General features: G+C 45.4%; 20 protein-coding genes and 1 riboswitch. Of the genes, 15 read left to right on the forward strand and 5 right to left on the reverse strand.

Annotated elements, in window-relative coordinates:
- Position 1: 1 nt before the first annotated feature.
- The 13 genes from nqrF (at position 2) to ung (ending at position 11,348) form a co-directional block, all read left to right on the forward strand.
- Positions 2–1,228: an NADH:ubiquinone reductase (Na(+)-transporting) subunit F gene (gene nqrF / locus B1L02_RS03375; protein ID WP_088529917.1), complete on the forward strand. Its 1,227-nt coding sequence runs from the start codon at positions 2–4 to the stop codon at positions 1,226–1,228.
- Between the two features lie 108 nt (positions 1,229–1,336).
- Positions 1,337–2,368 carry an FAD:protein FMN transferase gene (locus B1L02_RS03380; RefSeq protein ID WP_088529918.1) on the forward strand — a complete coding sequence of 344 codons (1,032 nt, stop codon included), beginning with the start codon at positions 1,337–1,339 and terminating at the stop codon, positions 2,366–2,368.
- A gap of 100 nt (positions 2,369–2,468) precedes the next feature.
- Entirely contained in the window at positions 2,469–2,681 is a 213-nt protein-coding gene (gene nqrM / locus B1L02_RS03385) for a (Na+)-NQR maturation NqrM (RefSeq protein ID WP_010372193.1), read from the forward strand.
- 80 nt (positions 2,682–2,761) lie between these two features.
- Complete coding sequence (locus B1L02_RS03390) at positions 2,762–3,361, forward strand: histidine phosphatase family protein (protein WP_088529919.1); 600 nt, start codon at positions 2,762–2,764, stop codon at positions 3,359–3,361.
- Positions 3,362–3,404: 43 nt separating this feature from the next.
- Positions 3,405–3,485: riboswitch (cobalamin riboswitch) on the forward strand.
- 92 nt (positions 3,486–3,577) lie between these two features.
- Positions 3,578–4,375 carry an ABC transporter ATP-binding protein gene (locus B1L02_RS03395; protein WP_088529920.1) on the forward strand — a complete coding sequence of 266 codons (798 nt, stop codon included), beginning with the start codon at positions 3,578–3,580 and terminating at the stop codon, positions 4,373–4,375.
- The gene (locus B1L02_RS03400) at positions 4,372–5,397 is read left to right on the forward strand and encodes a FecCD family ABC transporter permease (protein ID WP_088529921.1); all 1,026 of its coding nucleotides are present in this window, start codon (positions 4,372–4,374) and stop codon (positions 5,395–5,397) included. The genes B1L02_RS03395 and B1L02_RS03400 overlap by 4 nt, the downstream gene beginning before the upstream one ends.
- Complete coding sequence (cobT, locus tag B1L02_RS03405) at positions 5,390–6,445, forward strand: nicotinate-nucleotide--dimethylbenzimidazole phosphoribosyltransferase (RefSeq protein ID WP_088529922.1); 1,056 nt, start codon at positions 5,390–5,392, stop codon at positions 6,443–6,445. The genes B1L02_RS03400 and cobT overlap by 8 nt, the downstream gene beginning before the upstream one ends.
- Positions 6,445–7,227 carry an adenosylcobinamide-GDP ribazoletransferase gene (locus B1L02_RS03410; protein WP_088529923.1) on the forward strand — a complete coding sequence of 261 codons (783 nt, stop codon included), beginning with the start codon at positions 6,445–6,447 and terminating at the stop codon, positions 7,225–7,227. The genes cobT and B1L02_RS03410 overlap by 1 nt, the downstream gene beginning before the upstream one ends.
- On the forward strand, positions 7,227–7,766 hold the full coding sequence (gene cobU, locus B1L02_RS03415) for a bifunctional adenosylcobinamide kinase/adenosylcobinamide-phosphate guanylyltransferase (protein WP_088529924.1): 540 nt from the start codon (positions 7,227–7,229) through the stop codon (positions 7,764–7,766). The genes B1L02_RS03410 and cobU overlap by 1 nt, the downstream gene beginning before the upstream one ends.
- On the forward strand, positions 7,763–9,235 hold the full coding sequence (locus B1L02_RS03420) for a cobyric acid synthase (protein ID WP_088529925.1): 1,473 nt from the start codon (positions 7,763–7,765) through the stop codon (positions 9,233–9,235). Before cobU ends, B1L02_RS03420 begins: the two co-directional genes overlap by 4 nt.
- 1 nt (position 9,236) lies before the next feature.
- Entirely contained in the window at positions 9,237–9,833 is a 597-nt protein-coding gene (gene cobO / locus B1L02_RS03425; protein WP_088529926.1) for a cob(I)yrinic acid a,c-diamide adenosyltransferase, read from the forward strand.
- Entirely contained in the window at positions 9,833–10,696 is an 864-nt protein-coding gene (locus B1L02_RS03430) for a cobalamin-binding protein (protein WP_088529927.1), read from the forward strand. The genes cobO and B1L02_RS03430 overlap by 1 nt, the downstream gene beginning before the upstream one ends.
- Positions 10,680–11,348: a uracil-DNA glycosylase gene (gene ung, locus B1L02_RS03435; RefSeq protein WP_088529928.1), complete on the forward strand. Its 669-nt coding sequence runs from the start codon at positions 10,680–10,682 to the stop codon at positions 11,346–11,348. Before B1L02_RS03430 ends, ung begins: the two co-directional genes overlap by 17 nt.
- A 40-nt stretch (positions 11,349–11,388) precedes the next feature.
- Here ung and B1L02_RS03440 read toward each other — a convergent pair whose 3' ends face one another.
- Entirely contained in the window at positions 11,389–11,580 is a 192-nt protein-coding gene (locus tag B1L02_RS03440; RefSeq protein WP_010606112.1) for a DUF3545 family protein, read from the reverse strand.
- 406 nt (positions 11,581–11,986) lie between these two features.
- Positions 11,987–12,937, reverse strand: coding sequence for a transaldolase (gene tal / locus B1L02_RS03445; protein WP_088529929.1), 951 nt, complete (start codon positions 12,935–12,937; stop codon positions 11,987–11,989).
- A 272-nt stretch (positions 12,938–13,209) separates the two neighbouring features.
- Between tal and yaaA the strand changes: the two genes are divergently transcribed.
- Together yaaA and B1L02_RS23660 are read left to right on the forward strand one after the other, a co-directional pair.
- Positions 13,210–13,986 carry a peroxide stress protein YaaA gene (gene yaaA / locus B1L02_RS03450; protein ID WP_088529930.1) on the forward strand — a complete coding sequence of 259 codons (777 nt, stop codon included), beginning with the start codon at positions 13,210–13,212 and terminating at the stop codon, positions 13,984–13,986.
- A complete protein-coding gene (locus B1L02_RS23660) occupies positions 13,983–14,261 on the forward strand; it encodes a hypothetical protein (protein ID WP_151208251.1) in 279 nt (92 codons plus the stop codon). Before yaaA ends, B1L02_RS23660 begins: the two co-directional genes overlap by 4 nt.
- Positions 14,262–14,270: 9 nt before the next feature.
- Here the strand turns inward: B1L02_RS23660 and B1L02_RS03455 are convergent, their stop codons facing one another.
- Genes B1L02_RS03455 through gshB form a run of 3 tightly spaced genes read right to left on the reverse strand, consistent with a single transcriptional unit; the run spans position 14,271 to position 18,125 of the window.
- Complete coding sequence (locus tag B1L02_RS03455) at positions 14,271–15,056, reverse strand: hypothetical protein (protein WP_088529931.1); 786 nt, start codon at positions 15,054–15,056, stop codon at positions 14,271–14,273.
- A gap of 59 nt (positions 15,057–15,115) precedes the next feature.
- On the reverse strand, positions 15,116–17,089 hold the full coding sequence (locus tag B1L02_RS03460; protein ID WP_088529932.1) for a flavohemoglobin expression-modulating QEGLA motif protein: 1,974 nt from the start codon (positions 17,087–17,089) through the stop codon (positions 15,116–15,118).
- Positions 17,079–18,125 (reverse strand): glutathione synthase, encoded by a 1,047-nt coding sequence (gene gshB, locus B1L02_RS03465; RefSeq protein WP_010372154.1) that lies wholly within the window; start codon positions 18,123–18,125, stop codon positions 17,079–17,081. Before gshB ends, B1L02_RS03460 begins: the two co-directional genes overlap by 11 nt.
- Positions 18,126–18,203: the final 78 nt, after the last annotated feature.

The following is an 18,203-nucleotide window of genomic DNA, read 5'->3' on the forward strand; positions in this document are numbered from 1 at the left end:
GATGGAAACTATTGTATTAGGCGTAAGCATGTTCATCGCTATCGTTGTGATGCTAGTGCTTATTATCATTGCAGCGAAATCGAAGCTTGTAGCAAGCGGTGACGTTACAATTGATATTAACGGCGATCCTGAAAAAGCGATCAAGACTCCTGCTGGCGGTAAGCTACTAGGTGCACTTGCAAACGCGGGTATTTTCGTATCGTCTGCGTGTGGTGGCGGTGGCTCATGTGGCCAGTGTCGCGTACATATTAAAGAGGGTGGTGGTGATATTCTACCAACCGAACTTGACCATATCTCTAAAGGTGAAGCACGTGAAGGCTGTCGTCTAGCGTGTCAGGTTAACGTTAAAAACGACATGGAAATCGAAGTTGAAGAATCAATCTTCGGTGTTAAAAAATGGGAGTGTACAGTTATCTCTAACGATAACAAAGCAACCTTCATCAAGGAGCTAAAACTAGGCATCCCTGAAGGTGAAGTTGTACCTTTCCGTGCCGGTGGTTACATTCAGATTGAAGCACCAGCTCACCATGTTAAATATGCAGACTATGATATTCCTGAAGAATATCGTGCTGACTGGGAACGTTTTGGTTTCTTTAAGCTAGAGTCTAAAGTTGACGAAGAAACGATCCGTGCATACTCAATGGCTAACTATCCAGAAGAGTTCGGCATCATTATGCTAAACGTACGTATCGCGACTCCGCCGCCAAATAACCTAACTTTACCTTGTGGTAAGATGTCATCGTACATCTGGTCACTAAAAGAGGGTGACAAGGTTACCATTTCTGGTCCATTCGGTGAATTCTTCGCGAAAGACACAGATGCAGAAATGGTATTCGTTGGTGGTGGTGCTGGTATGGCGCCAATGCGTTCACACATCTTCGATCAGCTTAAGCGTCTTAACTCTAAGCGTAAGATGTCTTTCTGGTACGGTGCACGTTCTAAGCGTGAAATGTTCTACGTGGAAGACTTCGACGGTCTAGCAGAAGAAAATGATAACTTCGAATGGCATGTTGCCCTTTCAGATCCTCAACCAGAGGATAACTGGGAAGGTTACACTGGCTTCATTCATAACGTACTTTTTGAAAACTATCTTAAAGACCATGAAGCGCCAGAAGATTGTGAGTTCTACATGTGTGGTCCTCCAATGATGAACGCGGCAGTGATTAACATGCTTAAAGACTTAGGTGTTGAAGACGAAAACATCCTACTTGATGACTTCGGTGGTTAATTAGGCTTCGGTCTAACGATGAACTTAAGTTAGAATATAAGCCCTCCAGCAAAATACTTTGCTCGAGGGCTTTTTTATACCCGTTGGTACTAAACTCAGGGAATTCTGATGCAAGCAAGTGACGCTTTTTTATCTCGATTTTTTATCATTTCGTTTTTATTCGTTTTTTTAACAGGGTGCCAAGACGCAAAACCTGAAGCTAAGGAAATCGTGCTGTCCGGCAAAACCATGGGTACGACATACAACATTAAGGTATTCCCCGGCGAAAAGCTGCTCGAACAAGCGCAGTTGCACGATGAGGTTGAGCAAGCATTAAAGGTTGTTAATCAATCTATGTCCACTTATATACCAGATTCTGAGATTAACCAGTTCAATCGTTTAGCAGCGAATACAGTCATGCCTATTAGTGAAGATTTTCGCTTGGTAGTTGCTGAGTCTATCCGCCTTGGAAAGTCGACCAAAACGCTTGATGTTACGATGGGACCACTTATCGATTTGTGGGGGTTTGGTCCTGACAAAAGGCCAACAATGCGTCCGTCGCAGGCTGAGTTAGACGATATGCGCACTCGTATCGGTGTCGATAAGCTTATTTTAAATAATCGTGGTCTTGCGAAGACAGTTGCGGGGCTTGAATTATCATTCTCTGCAACCGCTAAAGGTTATGGCATAGATAAGGTCGCTGAGGTGATTGAGAGCCATGATATTCATGACTATATGGTTGAAATCGGCGGCGAGCTTCGTGTTTCTGGCAAGAAACCGGATGGTGAGTGGCGTATCGCTATCGAGAAACCCGATGCACCTGTTGGTCAACGCCAAATTCACCGTGTGATAGAGCCTGGCAAAAATGGTATTGCAACCTCAGGTGACTACCGTATTTTCTATGAAATGGACGGTGAAACCTTTACACACCTTATTGACCCAACAACAGGTCGCCCGGTTAAACATGAGCTAGTATCGGTAACGGTACTGCATCCATCTGCGATGACGGCTGATGGCTTAGCGACAGCATTGACCGTGATGGGCACGGAGCGCGCAAAGGCGTATGCCACCGAGCATCAACTCCCCGTATATTTGATGTATAAAAGCCCTGAAGGGATCAAGAGTTACGCAAGTGAAGCGTTTGAGCCGTACTTGAATTAAGCTGTGCAACACCCCATAATTTAATTGTGAGTGACGCCATGAAAGCGTATAATTTGCGCGTCGTCACTCAATTCAATGTAGCAATAAAAGGGGCTAGATAATGTCTTTATTCCTCCTTACTTTCGGTTTACTTATGCTTATCGCTGTTGCGATGGCTGTAGGCGTTATCGTACAAAAGAAATCCATGGCGAGTAGCTGTGGTGGTTTGGGCTCAATGGGTATTGATAAAATCTGTGATTGCGACGATCCATGCGACAAACGCAAAAAGCGGTTAGCAAAAGAAGAGATGTGGAAAGAAAACCAGATCCTGTAACCGTGGAATAATATTAATTGAAAACGCAAGCTTAGCTTGCGTTTTTGCTTTTTGGGTAACAAACCTCAGGTGAAGTAAATATGCAACGGCAACTCTATTTTGTTCGTCATGGTGAAACGACCATGTCAGACCATCTACTCGGAGTGACCGATCCCGAATTGAGTACAGCCGGCGCTCAGCAATTGCTGCAATCGTTAACGAGTCTAGGTGGTCTGCAGCGTGTTATTAGTTCGCCACGAAAGCGCTGCCTGAATACCGCGAAAGCATTTGCAAAACAGTATCAACTCCCCGTTGACGTGGAGCCGAATCTCGCCGAATTTGACTTTGGACAATGGGATGGAAAACCCTATGATACACTTTGGCGCGACACCCAATCTCCAAGTATTGGTGACTTTTGGCAAAACCCTTGGCAGCACACGCCTCCTGAGGGCGAGTCTATGCATGATTTTCATCATCGGGTTGCCACGTGGTGGCACAGCATTTTGGCGTCGCCAAGTGAAGAGTGTATCGCCGTCGTCGCGCATGCAGGCGTAATAAAAGCGCTTATTGCACTTATTCTTGACCTGCCACCGGAATTTACCGCACACCAGTCAAATATAACTATTCCTTATGCGGGTATAGTAAAAGTTGAGATATTTTACGACAGTAATCAAAGCGCTTGGCCAAAAGTTGTATTTTAGACGTCTAGACTTCATAATATTGCAAATTTCACGATAGGCAGATATTGGGAATGAGGTGTGAGTCCTCAACTGTCCCCGCAACTGTAAGTGTTTGAGTGTTATCTCTTGCATAAGTCAGATACCAAGGCCTATCCATATACTTAAGCGGGCAGACTTAAGTCAAAGTAGCAGCTTACTCGCTAGGTTGTCTCTTTGCCGTGCCCAATCAGAGGTGCTATGGCGGTCACTCCACAGTTTCAAGTCGATAAACTTAGCGTGCAGCTTGGTGGTAAAGCCATCTTAAAGGCACTCAGCTTTGCTATTAATTCGGGTGAATTTATTGGTTTGCTCGGACCGAATGGAGCTGGAAAGTCGACCTTGCTGCGCACGTTATATCAATACACAACGCCAAGCTCTGGGGCGCTACTTTTTAACGGTAAGCCGCTAGCCAGTTATGGACGTAAGGCCTACGCGAGAAATGTTGCCGTCGTGCTACAAGAGATCCCCGCTGAGTTTACTCTGCCATTATTCGATATGGTATTGATGGGGCTAACACCAAACAAATCACTGCTCGCGACAACGACGGCTGCTGAAAAACAGGCAATCTTACATGCCATTGAGCAGGTTGGATTGAGCCATAAGTTGGAGCAATGTTTTAGCTCCTTGTCTGGTGGGGAGAAGCAAAGGGCAATGATCGCACGTGCTATGGTGCAAGCGCCTCAAGTATTAATAATGGATGAGCCCACCAGCCATTTGGACATTAAATATCAAATCCAAATTATGGAACTGGCCAAACAGCTTGGCGTTACTATCATTGCCTCTTTTCACGATTTAAATTTGGCTAGCGCCTTGTGCGACCGCTTATTAGTATTAAATAACGGTGAGCTTGTTGCAGATGGGTCGCCACTTGAAGTCATTAACGAAACCCTATTAAGCCAAGTTTTTGGAGTATGTGCTGGGGTTTCTGCTGTCCGTCATCCGCCCAATAACAGTGAGATCCCGCATATACGCTTTCATTACGGATATCAGTTATGATTGCCGCAAAGCGGATCGCGTTGATCTCGGTACTGCTATTGAGTTTATGCTGTTTTAGCATGCTGATGGCACTTAAGATCGGTGCGATTGATTTATCTTGGCATACGGTCATACAAGCGATTATTAATTTCGATCCCAACGTACTTCAACAACGGGTGGTAGTTGAACTTCGTCTGCCACGGACGTTACTGGCGATGAGCGCGGGAGCAGGACTGGCGATAGCGGGTCTTATTTTGCAAACCGTGACGCGTAACCCTCTAGCTGATCCTTATTTATTTGGTATTTCTTCAGGTGCTTCATTCGGTGTGGTGGTACTTATCGCGCTGTTTGGTGCACAGTCTAGTTTAATGATGTCTGGGGCTGCATTTGTCGGAAGTTTGCTGTCTATCTTGCTGCTTTTATTTGTGGCAAAACGCAATGCACTGCAGCAGGTGGAAACTATGCTCTTGGCGGGCGTCGCACTTTCTTTTCTGTTCAGTGCCTTTACCAGTTTGTTGCTTTATTGGAGTGACCCTCAAGCCATCAGTGCAATCTTGTTTTGGAATCTAGGCTCATTTGCAAGGGCGAGCTGGCAATGGCTATGGCTTCCATGTTTGGTCGTGTTGCTGAGTTTTATCACGCTTTTAGTGATGCGTCGGCCACTCAACGCCTTGTTGCTCGGAGATGAGAGTGCCACCACGCTTGGCGTGAATGTAGGACGAGTACGAATAGGTATGTTGTTATTGAGCTCCTTACTCACCGCAGTACTTGTGGCTGCGTGCGGCGGAGTCGGATTTGTAGGCTTGATGATCCCGCATATCGTGCGCTTTTTTATCTCGCAAGCAAAGGTTATTGGGCTTGTGGCCACCGCGCTTTGCGGTTCGCTTTTGATGCTATGGGTGGATGTATTGTCGCGCACTCTTATCGATAATCAGGAGCTTCCCGTGGGCGTGATCACCGCCGCCATTGGCAGCGTGTTCTTCTTAGCATTGCTTATTTTCAAAAATCGCCGCTCTGGAGGCGTCGGAGTTACCCATGGTTAAACCGTTAGATACACGCTTAAACACGCTTATTCAACAGCGCATTGACTTAAAAACCAAACCGCTAGGTGCGCTTGGTAAGCTTGAAGCCTTGGCTGCGCAGCTAGTACAGATCTTCTCACAAGGGCTGACGCAATTGGACATAGAGCACTTAGCAATAACACGCCCTGCAATGTTTGTTTTTGCGGGCGACCATGGTATTGCAAGCCAAGGGGTTTCTATTGCGCCAAGCGAAGTGACTGGGCAAATGGTTGCAAACTTTGTGCAGGGTGGTGCAGCGATCAACGTCTTTTGTCGGCAACTTGGTTGGCAGTTAACCGTAGTAGACTGCGGCACATTAGTGCCATGTGAGCCTGCGCCGAATTTGCGCTCGCAGCGACTTGGCGATATTACTCACGCTTTTCATAAACAGCCCGCGATGAGCGAAATACAGCTCAAGCAAGGGCTTGAATATGGAGAACAAGTGGTGATGTCCGCTATTGCAGCAGGTAGCAACGTGATTGCTTTTGGTGAAATGGGGATTGGCAATACCAGTTCCGCAGCTGCAATTTTAGCAGCGCTCAGTGGTGCGAGTGTGGAATTATGTGTGGGGCGCGGTACAGGCATTGACGATGAAACGCTTTGCAAAAAACGGGCACTTATCAAACAGGCTCTAGAATATCATCAAGATAAGCTTGCGACGCCAGAACAAATTTTGCAGCGCCTTGGTGGCTTTGAAATTGTGCAAATGGTTGGCGCCATGCTGGCGGTTGCACGTGCACAAAAAGTAATCATAGTGGATGGTTTCATCTCCACCGCAGCGGCTATGCTGGCAAGTAGAATAGCACCACATAGTAAGCAATATATGGTGTTTGCTCACGGCTCTATGGAGCAAGGCCATAAGTTAATGTTAGAGCAGTTAAATGCTGAGCCATTACTACATTTAGATATGCGCTTGGGTGAGGGTACGGGAGCCGCGCTAGCGCTACCATTATTACAAGCTGCGCTAGGCTTTTTTTGCGAAATGGCAAGCTTTGCCGATGCCCACGTTACGCAAGTGGTAGACGCATAATGCAGTGGCAACAAGAGTGGCGACTGTTTAGGCTTGCCGTGGTGTTTTTAACGCGAGTGCCAATTCGCCTGGATCCCGCCCCTTCATCCAATGAACTCAACGAAGTGAGTGGTTACTTTGCTTTAGTTGGTTTATTTGTGGGAGGATTATCGGCCATGCTTGGCTATGTTGCCAGTGATAGTGTATCACCAATGTTCGGCGCTGTTGTTGCACTGGCTGCGGGTATTTTACTTACCGGCGCTTTTCACGAAGATGGTTTTGCTGATGTTTTTGACGGTTTTGGCGGTGGCTGGAGCCGTGAACAAAAGCTTGAGATCATGAAAGATAGCCGTCTTGGTACATATGGTAGTTGTGCGCTGATATTGCTGTTATTGGCCAAATTTGCGCTTTTGAGCATGCTCTTCAATGATTTTGCAATGACACTCGCTTCGCTTATTTTAGCCCACAGCCTAAGCCGTGCCTTTGCGGTGTCTTTAATCGGTGCGCTTAACTATGTACAGGCTGATAAGCTGAGCAAAGTTAAGCCGGTAGCGAAACATCTATCGGGTGCTGCGGTGACTCGTCTTATGCTCACTACCATCGCGATTTTAATTTTTTGTTGGCTATGGCTTGCGCTTTCACTGTTCGACTTGCTGATGCTGTGCACTGGTTTATTTGTGCTAAGACTTGTGTGCATTAAATGGTTTAACGCTCAGCTTGGTGGTTACACCGGAGACTGTTTAGGGGCCGCGCAGCAACTCGCTGAGCTTGTTATTTTGCTTTTTATTGTGGGTCATCTTTAATGGCACAAATACAGTTAATACTGGGCGGTGCTCGCTCAGGTAAGAGTCGCTTGGCAGAGCAGCGCGCTATTGTATTGTTAGAGCAAGGTGCGGTGAACGAACTTTACTATGTTGCAACTGCAAAGGCCCAAGATGAAGAAATGAAAAGCCGAGTGTTTGCTCACCAGATGCAGCGCGATAGCCGCTGGCAGCTAGTAGAAGAGCCGTGGCACATTGATAAGCTTATTGCTACTGCACGCGAAGATGCGCTGTTACTTATCGATTGTTTGACCTTGTGGCTGAGTTTTGGCTTATGCGAAATGGGTAAGGCCGCGACCATAGACAAAAAGGAGCATTTACTGGCGGCACTAGAAAGCTGTGCTGCCACTGTTATTTTGGTGAGTAACGAAGTGGGACATGGGATAATCCCGTTGGGTGAGCTAAGCCGTGAGTTTGTTGATGAGTCTGGTTGGCTCCATCAAGACATTGCCAAAGTGGCCGACAGAGTCGACTTTGTTATTGCAGGCTTGCCACAATGTTTAAAAGGTCAAGACGTATGAAAACCTTAATGGTGCAGGGCACCACGTCGGATGCCGGTAAAAGTACACTGGTTGCGGGACTTTGCCGGGTGCTGCAGCGTAGAGGCTTATCTGTTGCGCCTTTTAAGCCGCAAAATATGGCACTAAATAGTGCCGTCACACCTTGCGGCGGTGAAATTGGTCGGGCACAAGCACTCCAAGCCGAAGCCGCAAAAGTCCCGCTATCCACAGACTTTAATCCTATTTTGCTTAAGCCAAACTCTGACACCGGCGCACAAGTGATCATTCACGGCAAAGCCATTAGCAATATGGAAGCAGCCGCTTATCATGATTACAAAAAGGTAGCGATGGAGGCCGTACTTTCCTCACATCAACGCCTCAGCGAACAATTTGAGCTGTGCATAGTGGAAGGGGCGGGGAGCCCGGCTGAGATCAATCTGCGTGAAAATGACGTTGCCAATATGGGGTTTGCCTGTGAAGTTGCATGCCCCGTGATCATTATCGCTGATATCGACAAAGGCGGGGTGTTCGCACACTTGGTTGGCACTCTTGCGCTATTAAGTGACTATGAACAAAGCTTGGTTAAGGGGTTTGTGATCAATCGCTTCCGTGGTGATATTGCGTTATTGCAATCTGGACTTGACTGGCTCGAGCAAAAAACGGGTAAGCCGGTACTTGGGGTATTGCCCTATTTACACGGCTTAGCGCTCGATGCAGAAGATGCGGTGACGGTGGACAATATCTGTGAACAGGGATCGTTAAGCGTCAGGGTCTTGCTATTTCCCCATATTAGTAATCATACAGATTTTGACACCTTGCGCTTAAACCCTGAAGTGGATTTGCGTTATGTGCGCTATCAAGAATCTATCGGTCCTTGTGATTTAATCATATTGCCTGGCAGTAAAAATGTGTTGAGCGATTTAACCTTCTTACGCAAACAGGGTTGGGCGGAAGAAATCAAACGGCACCTGCGATACGGTGGTAAGGTACTTGGCGTGTGTGGCGGTTTGCAAATGTTAGGTAAATTCATCAGAGATCCAAATGCGGTGGAATCAACACTCGGCGAAGTCGCTGGGCTTGGTCTGGCTGACTTTGAGACCACACTCTCAGAGCAAAAAGTACTGACGCAAGTATCTGGCATTTGCCAACTGGATGAGCAAGGTGCTGAAATTTTTGGTTACGAAATTCATGCTGGGGTCTCTTCTGGAGCGGCACTTGAGGTGCCATTCTTGCGATTTAACACACATCCAAATAACGGTGTGCAAGACGGTTTTATCTCTCAAGATAACCAAATTGCAGGCACCTATTTACATGGTTTATTTGATACGGTCGCAGCGACACAGGCTATCTTGTCTTGGGCTGGTATTAGGCAGGCGGGAACTACCGCGATTGATTTAGCGAAGCACAGAGAGCGGCAAATTACGCGTCTTGCCGACAGCTGTGAAGCACATTTAGATTGGCAAAAATTAATGAAAATAATTGAGGAATAACATGAGTGAACAACAAGATAAGCATCAGCAACGACAGCAAAAAGTAAAACAACAAGTCGATGAAAAAATTGCAGCGGCGCAGCAAGAGCAGGGCATTTTACAAGTGATCACAGGTAACGGTAAAGGTAAGTCAACATCAGGTTTTGGCACCGTTGCGCGTTGTGTCGGTCATGGTATGAACGCTGCGGTTGTACAGTTTATTAAAGGAACCTGGGATTGCGGTGAACGCAATTTGCTCGAAAAAGTCGGTGTGCCATTTGCGGTCATGAAAACGGGCTTTACATGGGAAACGCAAAACCGTGAAACCGACACAGCCGCTGCGCAGGCGACGTGGCAGCAAGCAAAAGTATGGTTGCAAGATGAAAGCATCGACTTGGTATTGCTTGACGAAATTACCTATATGTTGAGCTATGACTATCTAGATTTAGACGAAGTCATAACGGCGCTAGAAAACCGTCCTACTATGCAGTCAGTGATTGTAACTGGGCGCGGTGCACATCGACGCCTGACCGAGCTTGCAGATACCGTGAGTGAGGTGCGCAATGTGAAGCATGCCTTTGAGACCGGCATTAAGGCGCAAAAAGGGTTTGACTACTGATGTTAAAATTCGCGTTATTTATTGTTCTAGGTTTTGCCTTTAGTGTTAGCGCTAAGCCCGCAGAGCGGATCATCGCGCTTGCGCCTCATATTGTCGAAAATCTTTATGCAATAGGGGCTGGAGAACGGATTGTAGGCACGGTAGCCTATGCAGATTATCCAGAATCAGCCAAGCAACTGCCTCAAGTTGGCGACTATCAAGGCATTTCGGTTGAGAAAATTTTGGCACTTAAGCCTGATCTTATCATTGCGTGGAAAAATGCAAGTCACGTTCCTATGCTCGAAAAGCTCGAAAGCTTTGGTGTTGACGTGATTTATAGTGAAGCGAAATATCTAGATAAACTACCCGATGAGTTGCTACGCCTAGGTAAAATTACTGGTCTTGGATCTCAAGCACAGCAACAGGCTGATTTATTTTCTAAACGTTTAAATGAACTAAAAGCCAAGTATAAACAAAGCGTTAGCTTAGCTGTGTTTTATCAATTGTGGCCATCTCCGCTAATGACTGTGGGAGGCGAAAGTTGGTTACAGCAAGTATTTACTGTGTGTAATGTGAAAAATGTTTTTGCCGACGCCACCACGGACTATCCGCAAATTAGCATTGAAAATGTTCTGTTGAAATCACCACAAGTGATTGTGATCCCTGAAGAAAAGACCAAACAAGAGGTGAAAGCAATTGAATGGCAGCAATGGCCTTCGATCCCAGCGGTAAAGTACCAACAAACTATTTCGGTAGATGCCGATCTGCTCCATCGTTATAGCTATCGCATGCTCGAGGGAATATCGGATTTATGTGGTAAACTCGACGCTTCTCGAAGCCATTATAATATGATGAAAAAGGTGAAGCATGACAACGTGGAGTGACGTGTTAGGTCAGGAAAAGCAACAAGATTACTTTAAACAAACCATGGATTACGTGGCAGAGCGTCGCGCTCAAGGTATCAATGTGTTTCCGCCACACGACCAAGTATTTGAAGCGTTTAAAGTCACCCCTTTCGACCAGGTTAAAGTGGTGATTTTAGGGCAAGACCCGTATCACGGCCCCAATCAAGCCCATGGTCTATGTTTCTCTGTGTTGCCAGGGATTAAGCCACCGCCATCGTTAAATAATATGTATAAAGAGTTGGTGCAGGATATTGAAGGCTTTAGCATACCTAATCACGGCTACCTAATTGACTGGGCTAAACAGGGCGTACTGTTGTTAAATACGGTGTTGACGGTAGAGCAAGGCCAAGCTCATTCACACAAACATTTGGGCTGGGAGCGCTTTACAGATGTAGTGATTGAAAGACTGAATGCCCAAAGCGAAGGCGTTATTTTCTTACTCTGGGGCTCACACGCCCAGAAAAAGGGTAAGAGCATAGACACAAACCGTCACCATGTTTTACACGCACCACATCCTTCGCCGCTCTCAGCGCATCGCGGCTTTTTTGGTAGTGGCCATTTTAGTAAAACCAACCAGCTGCTCACCCAAATGGGTAAGCAGCCAATCGACTGGCGATTGACCGAGCTATAGCAGATAAAAACCAAAAAGAGCGCCGTGAAGGGCGCTCTTTTTAGTTAAAATCAAATTCGTCTAAATCAACATTGTCTGCGAAAATATCTAGTTCCTGTAGTTCTTTGCGTAGTCGCTGTTTATCTTTTAGCGCTTCAATTTCACGCCATTTTCTTTTTTTGCCCTTAGATGAAGTTTTTTTCCTAGTATCCGGACTTTCTAATAATTCTAATAACTCGTCTAGGGTATCCATGAAAATCTCCTATTGATAAAAACAACCTAAAGTGGCACTTGCTTTGGCTGTTGTTAGCACTACAACTGCAATGACACCGTTGATTTCTTCATACTATTTGGCAAACCTCTTCATGAGGAACCGATAAAAGTCTGATAGCTAAAGTACGCTACAAACAACCCCGCGTTGCTTGCTTTTTGTACCAAAACCAGAAAGTAGCGGCATCAATTTTCACTTCAAGTGATATTGATATACCACAGACGGGATAAAAATAAAACACAATTGTGTCTTTTGGGTTAAAACCAAGTGACAGTTTGATGAAGGTCAATTCGGGTGATATCTAGGAGGTGTTCAGAGAGGTTTGTATTGAGAGCGATAACAAAAACGCCGCATAATGCGGCGTTTTGAAATCGAAAGTTTAAGGCACTTATAGTGCTTTAAAGCGTGCTACCAATGTTTCTTGCGCATCGGCAAACGAACGGATACCTTCAGCAAGCTTTTCTGTGGCCATTGCGTCTTGGTTATGTAACCAGCGGAACTCAGCTTCTGTTAGCGCCGCAGGTTTGGCTTTAGGCTCAAAGTCAGCTTCAAGTAAGTAATCTTCGTTTGCAGGCATTGCAGCAAGCTCTTCTAGTAGAGAAGGGCTAATCGTGAGTTTATCACAACCCGTTAGTGCAAGAATTTCACCTGTATTTCTGAAACTGGCGCCCATTACAACGGTTTTATAACCGTGCTGCTTATAAAATTCAAAAATACTACGAACAGATTGCACACCCGGATCTTGCAGTGGATCAGTTGGCTTTTCTAAGCCATTGGCAACGTGCCAATCTAGAATACGGCCAACAAATGGTGAAATTAAAAATACGTTTGCATCGGCACATGCTCGTGCTTGCGCTTCGCTAAATAGCAACGTTAGGTTGCACTTAACACCTTCTTTTTCTAGTGCTTCAGCGGCTTTAATACCTTCCCAAGTCGATGCAATCTTAATCAAGATTTTGTCTTTGCTAACGCCTTGTGCTTCATATAGATTCAATAGTGTTTTTGCTTTTGCGATGGTCGCTTCGGTATCAAAAGATAAACGTGCGTCTACTTCGGTTGAGATATATCCTGGCACAGAGTTCGCGATTTCTTTACCAATCACAACGGCAAAATAGTCACAAGCTAGCGCTAGTTGCTTGTCAGCGTCACTTTCATTGGCTTTGGCATAATCCCAAGCTTCTGCTAGATAAGGCTGGTAAGCAGGCGTCTCTGCCGCTTTAAGTAAAAGAGAAGGGTTAGTTGTTGCATCCTCAGGCTGTAGCTTGCGGATGGCTTCAATGTCACCGGTGTCAGCGACGATTGATGAATGTTGTTTTAGCCTATCTAATGCTGAAGTCATGTGTTCCTCATTCCAATATTGATAACAGCGAAGTGATATTAGACGCCTTATGTTGCAACACCATGAAATAGCTGAATAGGTCATATGTCCGTATCGGGCGACATATCACACTCACTATTTTAGGTTGTTGTTATATAAGGTCGAGTTGTAAAACGAAGCTGTACTTTAACAGCGAATTGCTTAAACCCAAGTGAAAGCGGACAAACACTTGAAGTTACTTGGGGATAGTGTTGAAATTGACATTAATTACTAGCTAAGTCAATAGGCAAACCATGATCACAGTTATTTCTCCAGCGAAAAACCTAGACTATGAAACACCCGCACCAATCAAGACGCACACACAGCCTGAGTTGCTGGAGCATAGTGAGTCACTTATTCAAGTTTGTCGCGACTTATCACCACAGCAGATCGGTAGCTTAATGAAGATAAGTGATAAACTTGCAGGCTTAAATGCAGCAAGGTTTACTGAGTGGTCACAACCCTTTACGCAAGACAATGCTAAACAAGCTATTTTTGCTTTCAACGGCGATGTTTATGTTGGTTTAGAAGCGCAAAGCCTTACTGAGGCTAACTTAAATTATGCGCAAAATCATTTACGTATCTTATCTGGGCTGTATGGCATTCTAAAACCACTTGACTTAATGCAAGCCTATCGTTTAGAAATGGGTACAAAGTTAAGTAACCCGCGTGGCAAAAACCTGTATGAGTTTTGGGGCACGATTATCGCTGACAAACTGAATAAGGTCATGGAAGAGGCACAAACACAATATTTGGTGAACTTAGCTTCAAATGAGTACTTTAAAGCGGTAGATAAGAGAGCGCTAAAAGGCGACATTATCACACCTATCTTTAAAGATTGTAAAAATGGTCAATACAAAGTCATCAGTTTTTACGCGAAAAAAGCGCGTGGTATGATGGCAAGATATATCATTGAGAACCAAGTATCGGATTTGGAAAACTTGAAAGCGTTTGATATTGCAGGTTATCGCTTTAGCGATGAAGCAACGCAAAAGGCCCAAGAGCCGGTGTTTTTGAGAGAAGAACAATGACAAAAAAATTATGGGTAGCGGCAGTGTTCGTCGCTGTGTTTGTTAGCGGTTGCAGTGGGCATTTTACGACTCGAGTAAGCAATGTGCCGGTTGATTGCGAAGGTGATTCACGTTCGTGTTCTGTTACCTGCCGCAAGGATTACTCAGATCCGATGCAAGTACAAAACTGTGAGGATCGGTGTTTCCAACAACAAAATCAATGTCGAGTAGACAGACCGACAGAAGATAAATGGGAAATCACGGACGAAAAGCCGACTTATCCCACTTCCTTCTAATTCGCTACGCTACGCGCCTTTGGGTAAGCTCATATAGGCGCGTACGACTCTATCTCTAAATGCCAAATCCGCGGCCTTTTCGGCAGCTCTGTATAGTTGGCAAAACCCCTCAGGCTTTCCTGTTTGCAATAAGATGTCATCTAAAGCATCGATGCCAGTTAGGGTCTGCTTCCAGCGCGATACGATATTAGTGTCTGGCTCTGGCAACTGGGTGAGGATTTGCTCAGATAGCTTAAATTCACTGTCGGTGGCGACTTTGATCATATCGTCGTTGGCCGCAGCTAGCCAAGTGGCGCCTGTTGCGTTGACACAAATTAACGGTAAGTAAGGTGCGATTGCTGGAAAGGCAGTGTTTTTAAACACATCCACTTGCCAATAAGACCGAGCAATCTTCACAAACTGCTCGAAATTAGTGATGGTTGAAAAGCCTGATTGTGCGATGGGCTTGATTTCAACTCTGGGTTTGTTTGCATTGACCGTATCGTTTGCGGTATCTATATACCAATCTCCCACCAACATCGCATTTTGAAAGTACTCATCGCGCAGTGAACCCCATACTTTTTTGAGCTCTGTATTCTCTTTAAGCATATAACTTCTGAGCACAGATAAACGTTCTGAATTTTGCTTGAGCTCCGTGGTGACGAGTTTAAACATTTCATCGCGAATTTCCAGACAGCGACCAAGCGGGTAGGGCTTATCTGAGAAATTAGGGTATTCAGGCGCAAGCGTAAGATCGGCTTTGAGACGAAGGTTTGCCAGCTCAAAAGCGAGTAAATCTATTTCCTGTTGTGTCAAAATAAAGCCACTGGGTAGATACTAGATGGCACTAGTATAACCACAGTGGCGAATTTGGCCTATTTAATTGAAGAAATTAAATAACTTAGGATAGCATCTGGCTCTGGATCTCGGCTCGTATCCGGCAGATATTTAGGCCTTGTGAATATACCTTGCTCTACTAACGCATCCAATGCATCTAAGTGCGCGATGCCCGTTTTACCGAGATATAAGTTATCTAAGCTGCGAGTGTTGGCAAGCTGCACTATGTCTTTAAAGCCTTTTAAGTAGAGATGATCTTTAGTAAAGCCACCACCACGGAAAATTCGCGTGGTCAGCGCAAAGGCTTCATTGACGTTTAATACACCCGAGTCAGCCAAAAACTCATACACTTGATAGAATTTATCGCCTTTAAGCAGCATGTTGACCGCAATCACCCTAAGCGCTAATACTTTTAATCGTGTCAGATTTATTTGTCCAGATTGATACTCGCGATAGATGGCAAGCCCTTCTTGGGTGTAGGTATTGCCGGGTAGACCTAAGTGCAGCACTTTAAGTTGCTGGGCGTCAGCATTTAAGGTCGTGAGCAAGTGCACGCCAATTTCATGCTCTATCAAGGCATTAATATCAAGCTCAGATAGCATTGCACTGCTATTTACAAGTAAAAGACGCTTACTATTGTCGACCATTGCTTTGGCAACGAGTTTGCTTGATATAGCGACCTTACAAGGTAAGCCCATGGTTTCAATTGCTTGATTAAAACGTACTAAGGCTTGCTCGGCCGTAATGTCTTTTTTTGGCAAGGTTTCGGTTTCGCGTGCGTGCAGCAAAAACGTCGCATTATTTATATCGTTGTAATCCGGCTCACCATAATAACGTAACGAGTTATACAAAAACGCTTCGCGACCAATTTGGGTGATCAGTTCGATTTTAGTGGCGTAGCTGTCGATCACTTTACGATATAAATCTTTTACGATCGGGTCTTGGATTTTTCCAACGGGCAAGCGGTAGAGTTGCTCTTTAAACTCGTACGGGTCAATTTTCAGCGGGCGATATTTAAACGCCGGCTGATAATGACGTTTCGAGAAAAAACGGCGCTTTTCTTGCGCAATATTACTTGGGTTAACGTAATGCAGCGTTTCTAGGTTTTTGGCAATACGGTACAGCGCAGCGTCCACGTTAACCAACGCAGGGTCAAGCTGCGACGTTGATTTTGCTTTGCGAAGTGGCTTATAGCAGTGATTTTTAGCAAATGTTTTTGCCGTTTTACTCAAAGCGAGATGCATGTTGCGCTGTAGTTTTTCAAACACTACAGGGAATAATTCGCCGCTGTTTTCGTCCATAAAGACTTTTTTCACTTCCAGCGGTACCACTAAGGTGTTATCAAAGTGGCTGGTAATATATTGCGCTTGATAACCATGGCCCTGAAAGACGGTATTTTCAGCACAATCCACCAGCTGACCTGCCAGCTTTTTTAGCCCTAGCTGCTTTTTCAGCTCATCTAATACGGCGCGAAAACGCAAGGTATCAAGTTGTGCAGTGCCAATGTTAAAGGTTGGTGCATAAGGGTAGCTGCGAACTTGATAGTTATAGCTGTGTACATCAAATAGCAAGCAGGCACCAAACTTACGCTCAAGCGTGGTTAAAAGCGCACTGAGTACGCGGTAATAGGCTGCATGCTTTGACAAGCTAACGTCTATGTCTGCATTCGGTAGCGCTTGGCTCCACACTTGTTTACCCCAGGCTTCTTTGTATATCGCAAGCTCTGGCGCACGGTTAAGATCGTATTCGTAACGTGAGTCACGCGCGATAAGCGTGATGGGTAATGATTCAATCATGCCGTCGGTAAACGGATCTTCCTCTTGTAAACGCTCAGCATCGCTAATGGCGAACAAGCCTTTTAGGCTAGCACGAGTGCGGTGGCCTGCATGTACAGCGGTGGCGACATAAGGCACGTATTCTCTCACTTCGAGGTGAAAAGCGCCTTCAGCAAATTGCCCACTGATGGGTTTGCCGGCTTCAAGCGCGGCAATGATAGCTTGTTCAGATAGCATGAGCATCTTCTATTACTTGACGGAATTGGTTTTTGCGATGCGTTACTAGTTCTTTGGCGTGCACCACACTCTCTACAAAATCGATAACTTGCACTTGCAGCTTACAGCGGTTTAAACGGTTAATACGGGTTATCCCACCAGGCGAGAGTACGTTAACTTCGATAAGCTTGCCGCCTATCACGTCAATGCCAACAAAATACAAACCATCACGCACAAGCTTAGGACCGATATGCTTACATAACGCTTTTTCTTGGTTGGTGAGTTTGTGTTTCACCACTTTGCCACCGGCATGTACGTTGGCACGCACTTCATTTGCTGCAGGCACACGTTTCATGGCACCAATCGGTTCGCCGTTAAGCATTAGGATGCGAACATCACCCTCGTCGGCACCTTCAACATAGTCTTGCAAAATGACGTAGTTGCTGCCTTTACCTGCCTCATCGCCACCAATATAAAACTCAAGGAGTGAGCTAAAACTTTGCTTCGCACGTTTTTCAACGACGATAACACCGCGACCACCAAAGCCATCAAGCGGCTTTAAGATCATTTTCTCTTGCTCTGACTCAGAGAATATACGCTCTAAATATTCTTTGTTTTTAGATACATGGGTATTTGGAATAAACTCTCTCGCAATGCCTTGGAAAGATGCAGTGTATAGCTTGTTATTGGCAATGCGCAGGCCATCAATGTCGTTGATGATGAAAGTGTCATCACGAACAGAGTCTAAGAAGTTCATCGCCAGGGTATCAAGCGGCGGATTGGCGCGCATAAATATTGCGTCAAAACCTGCCAAAGGAAGCTGTACTTTTTTAAACTCAGCTTTGTTGTAAAAGCTCACGAAGTTGTCAGAAACTTTTTGACCAGCAACAAAGACATCGCAGAAAGCACTCGCGACACTTTCGCGAATAGTTAAGTTGTTTACGGTGGTGATGGCAACGACGTGACCGCGCGATACGGCTTCGTGGATAAGTCTTAGCGTGCTGTCGTTTTCAGCTTCTACACGCTCCCAAGGGTACATAATAAAACAGATTTTCACGGGCTATTTTTGCTCAGCAAATAAATTGGCAATATAGCGGTAAAATAGCTTAGATGCTCACGGATTATTTTTATCGAC

Origin of the sequence: Pseudoalteromonas piscicida, assembly GCF_002208135.1 — a bacterium.
Lineage (GTDB): Bacteria > Pseudomonadota > Gammaproteobacteria > Enterobacterales > Alteromonadaceae > Pseudoalteromonas > Pseudoalteromonas piscicida_A.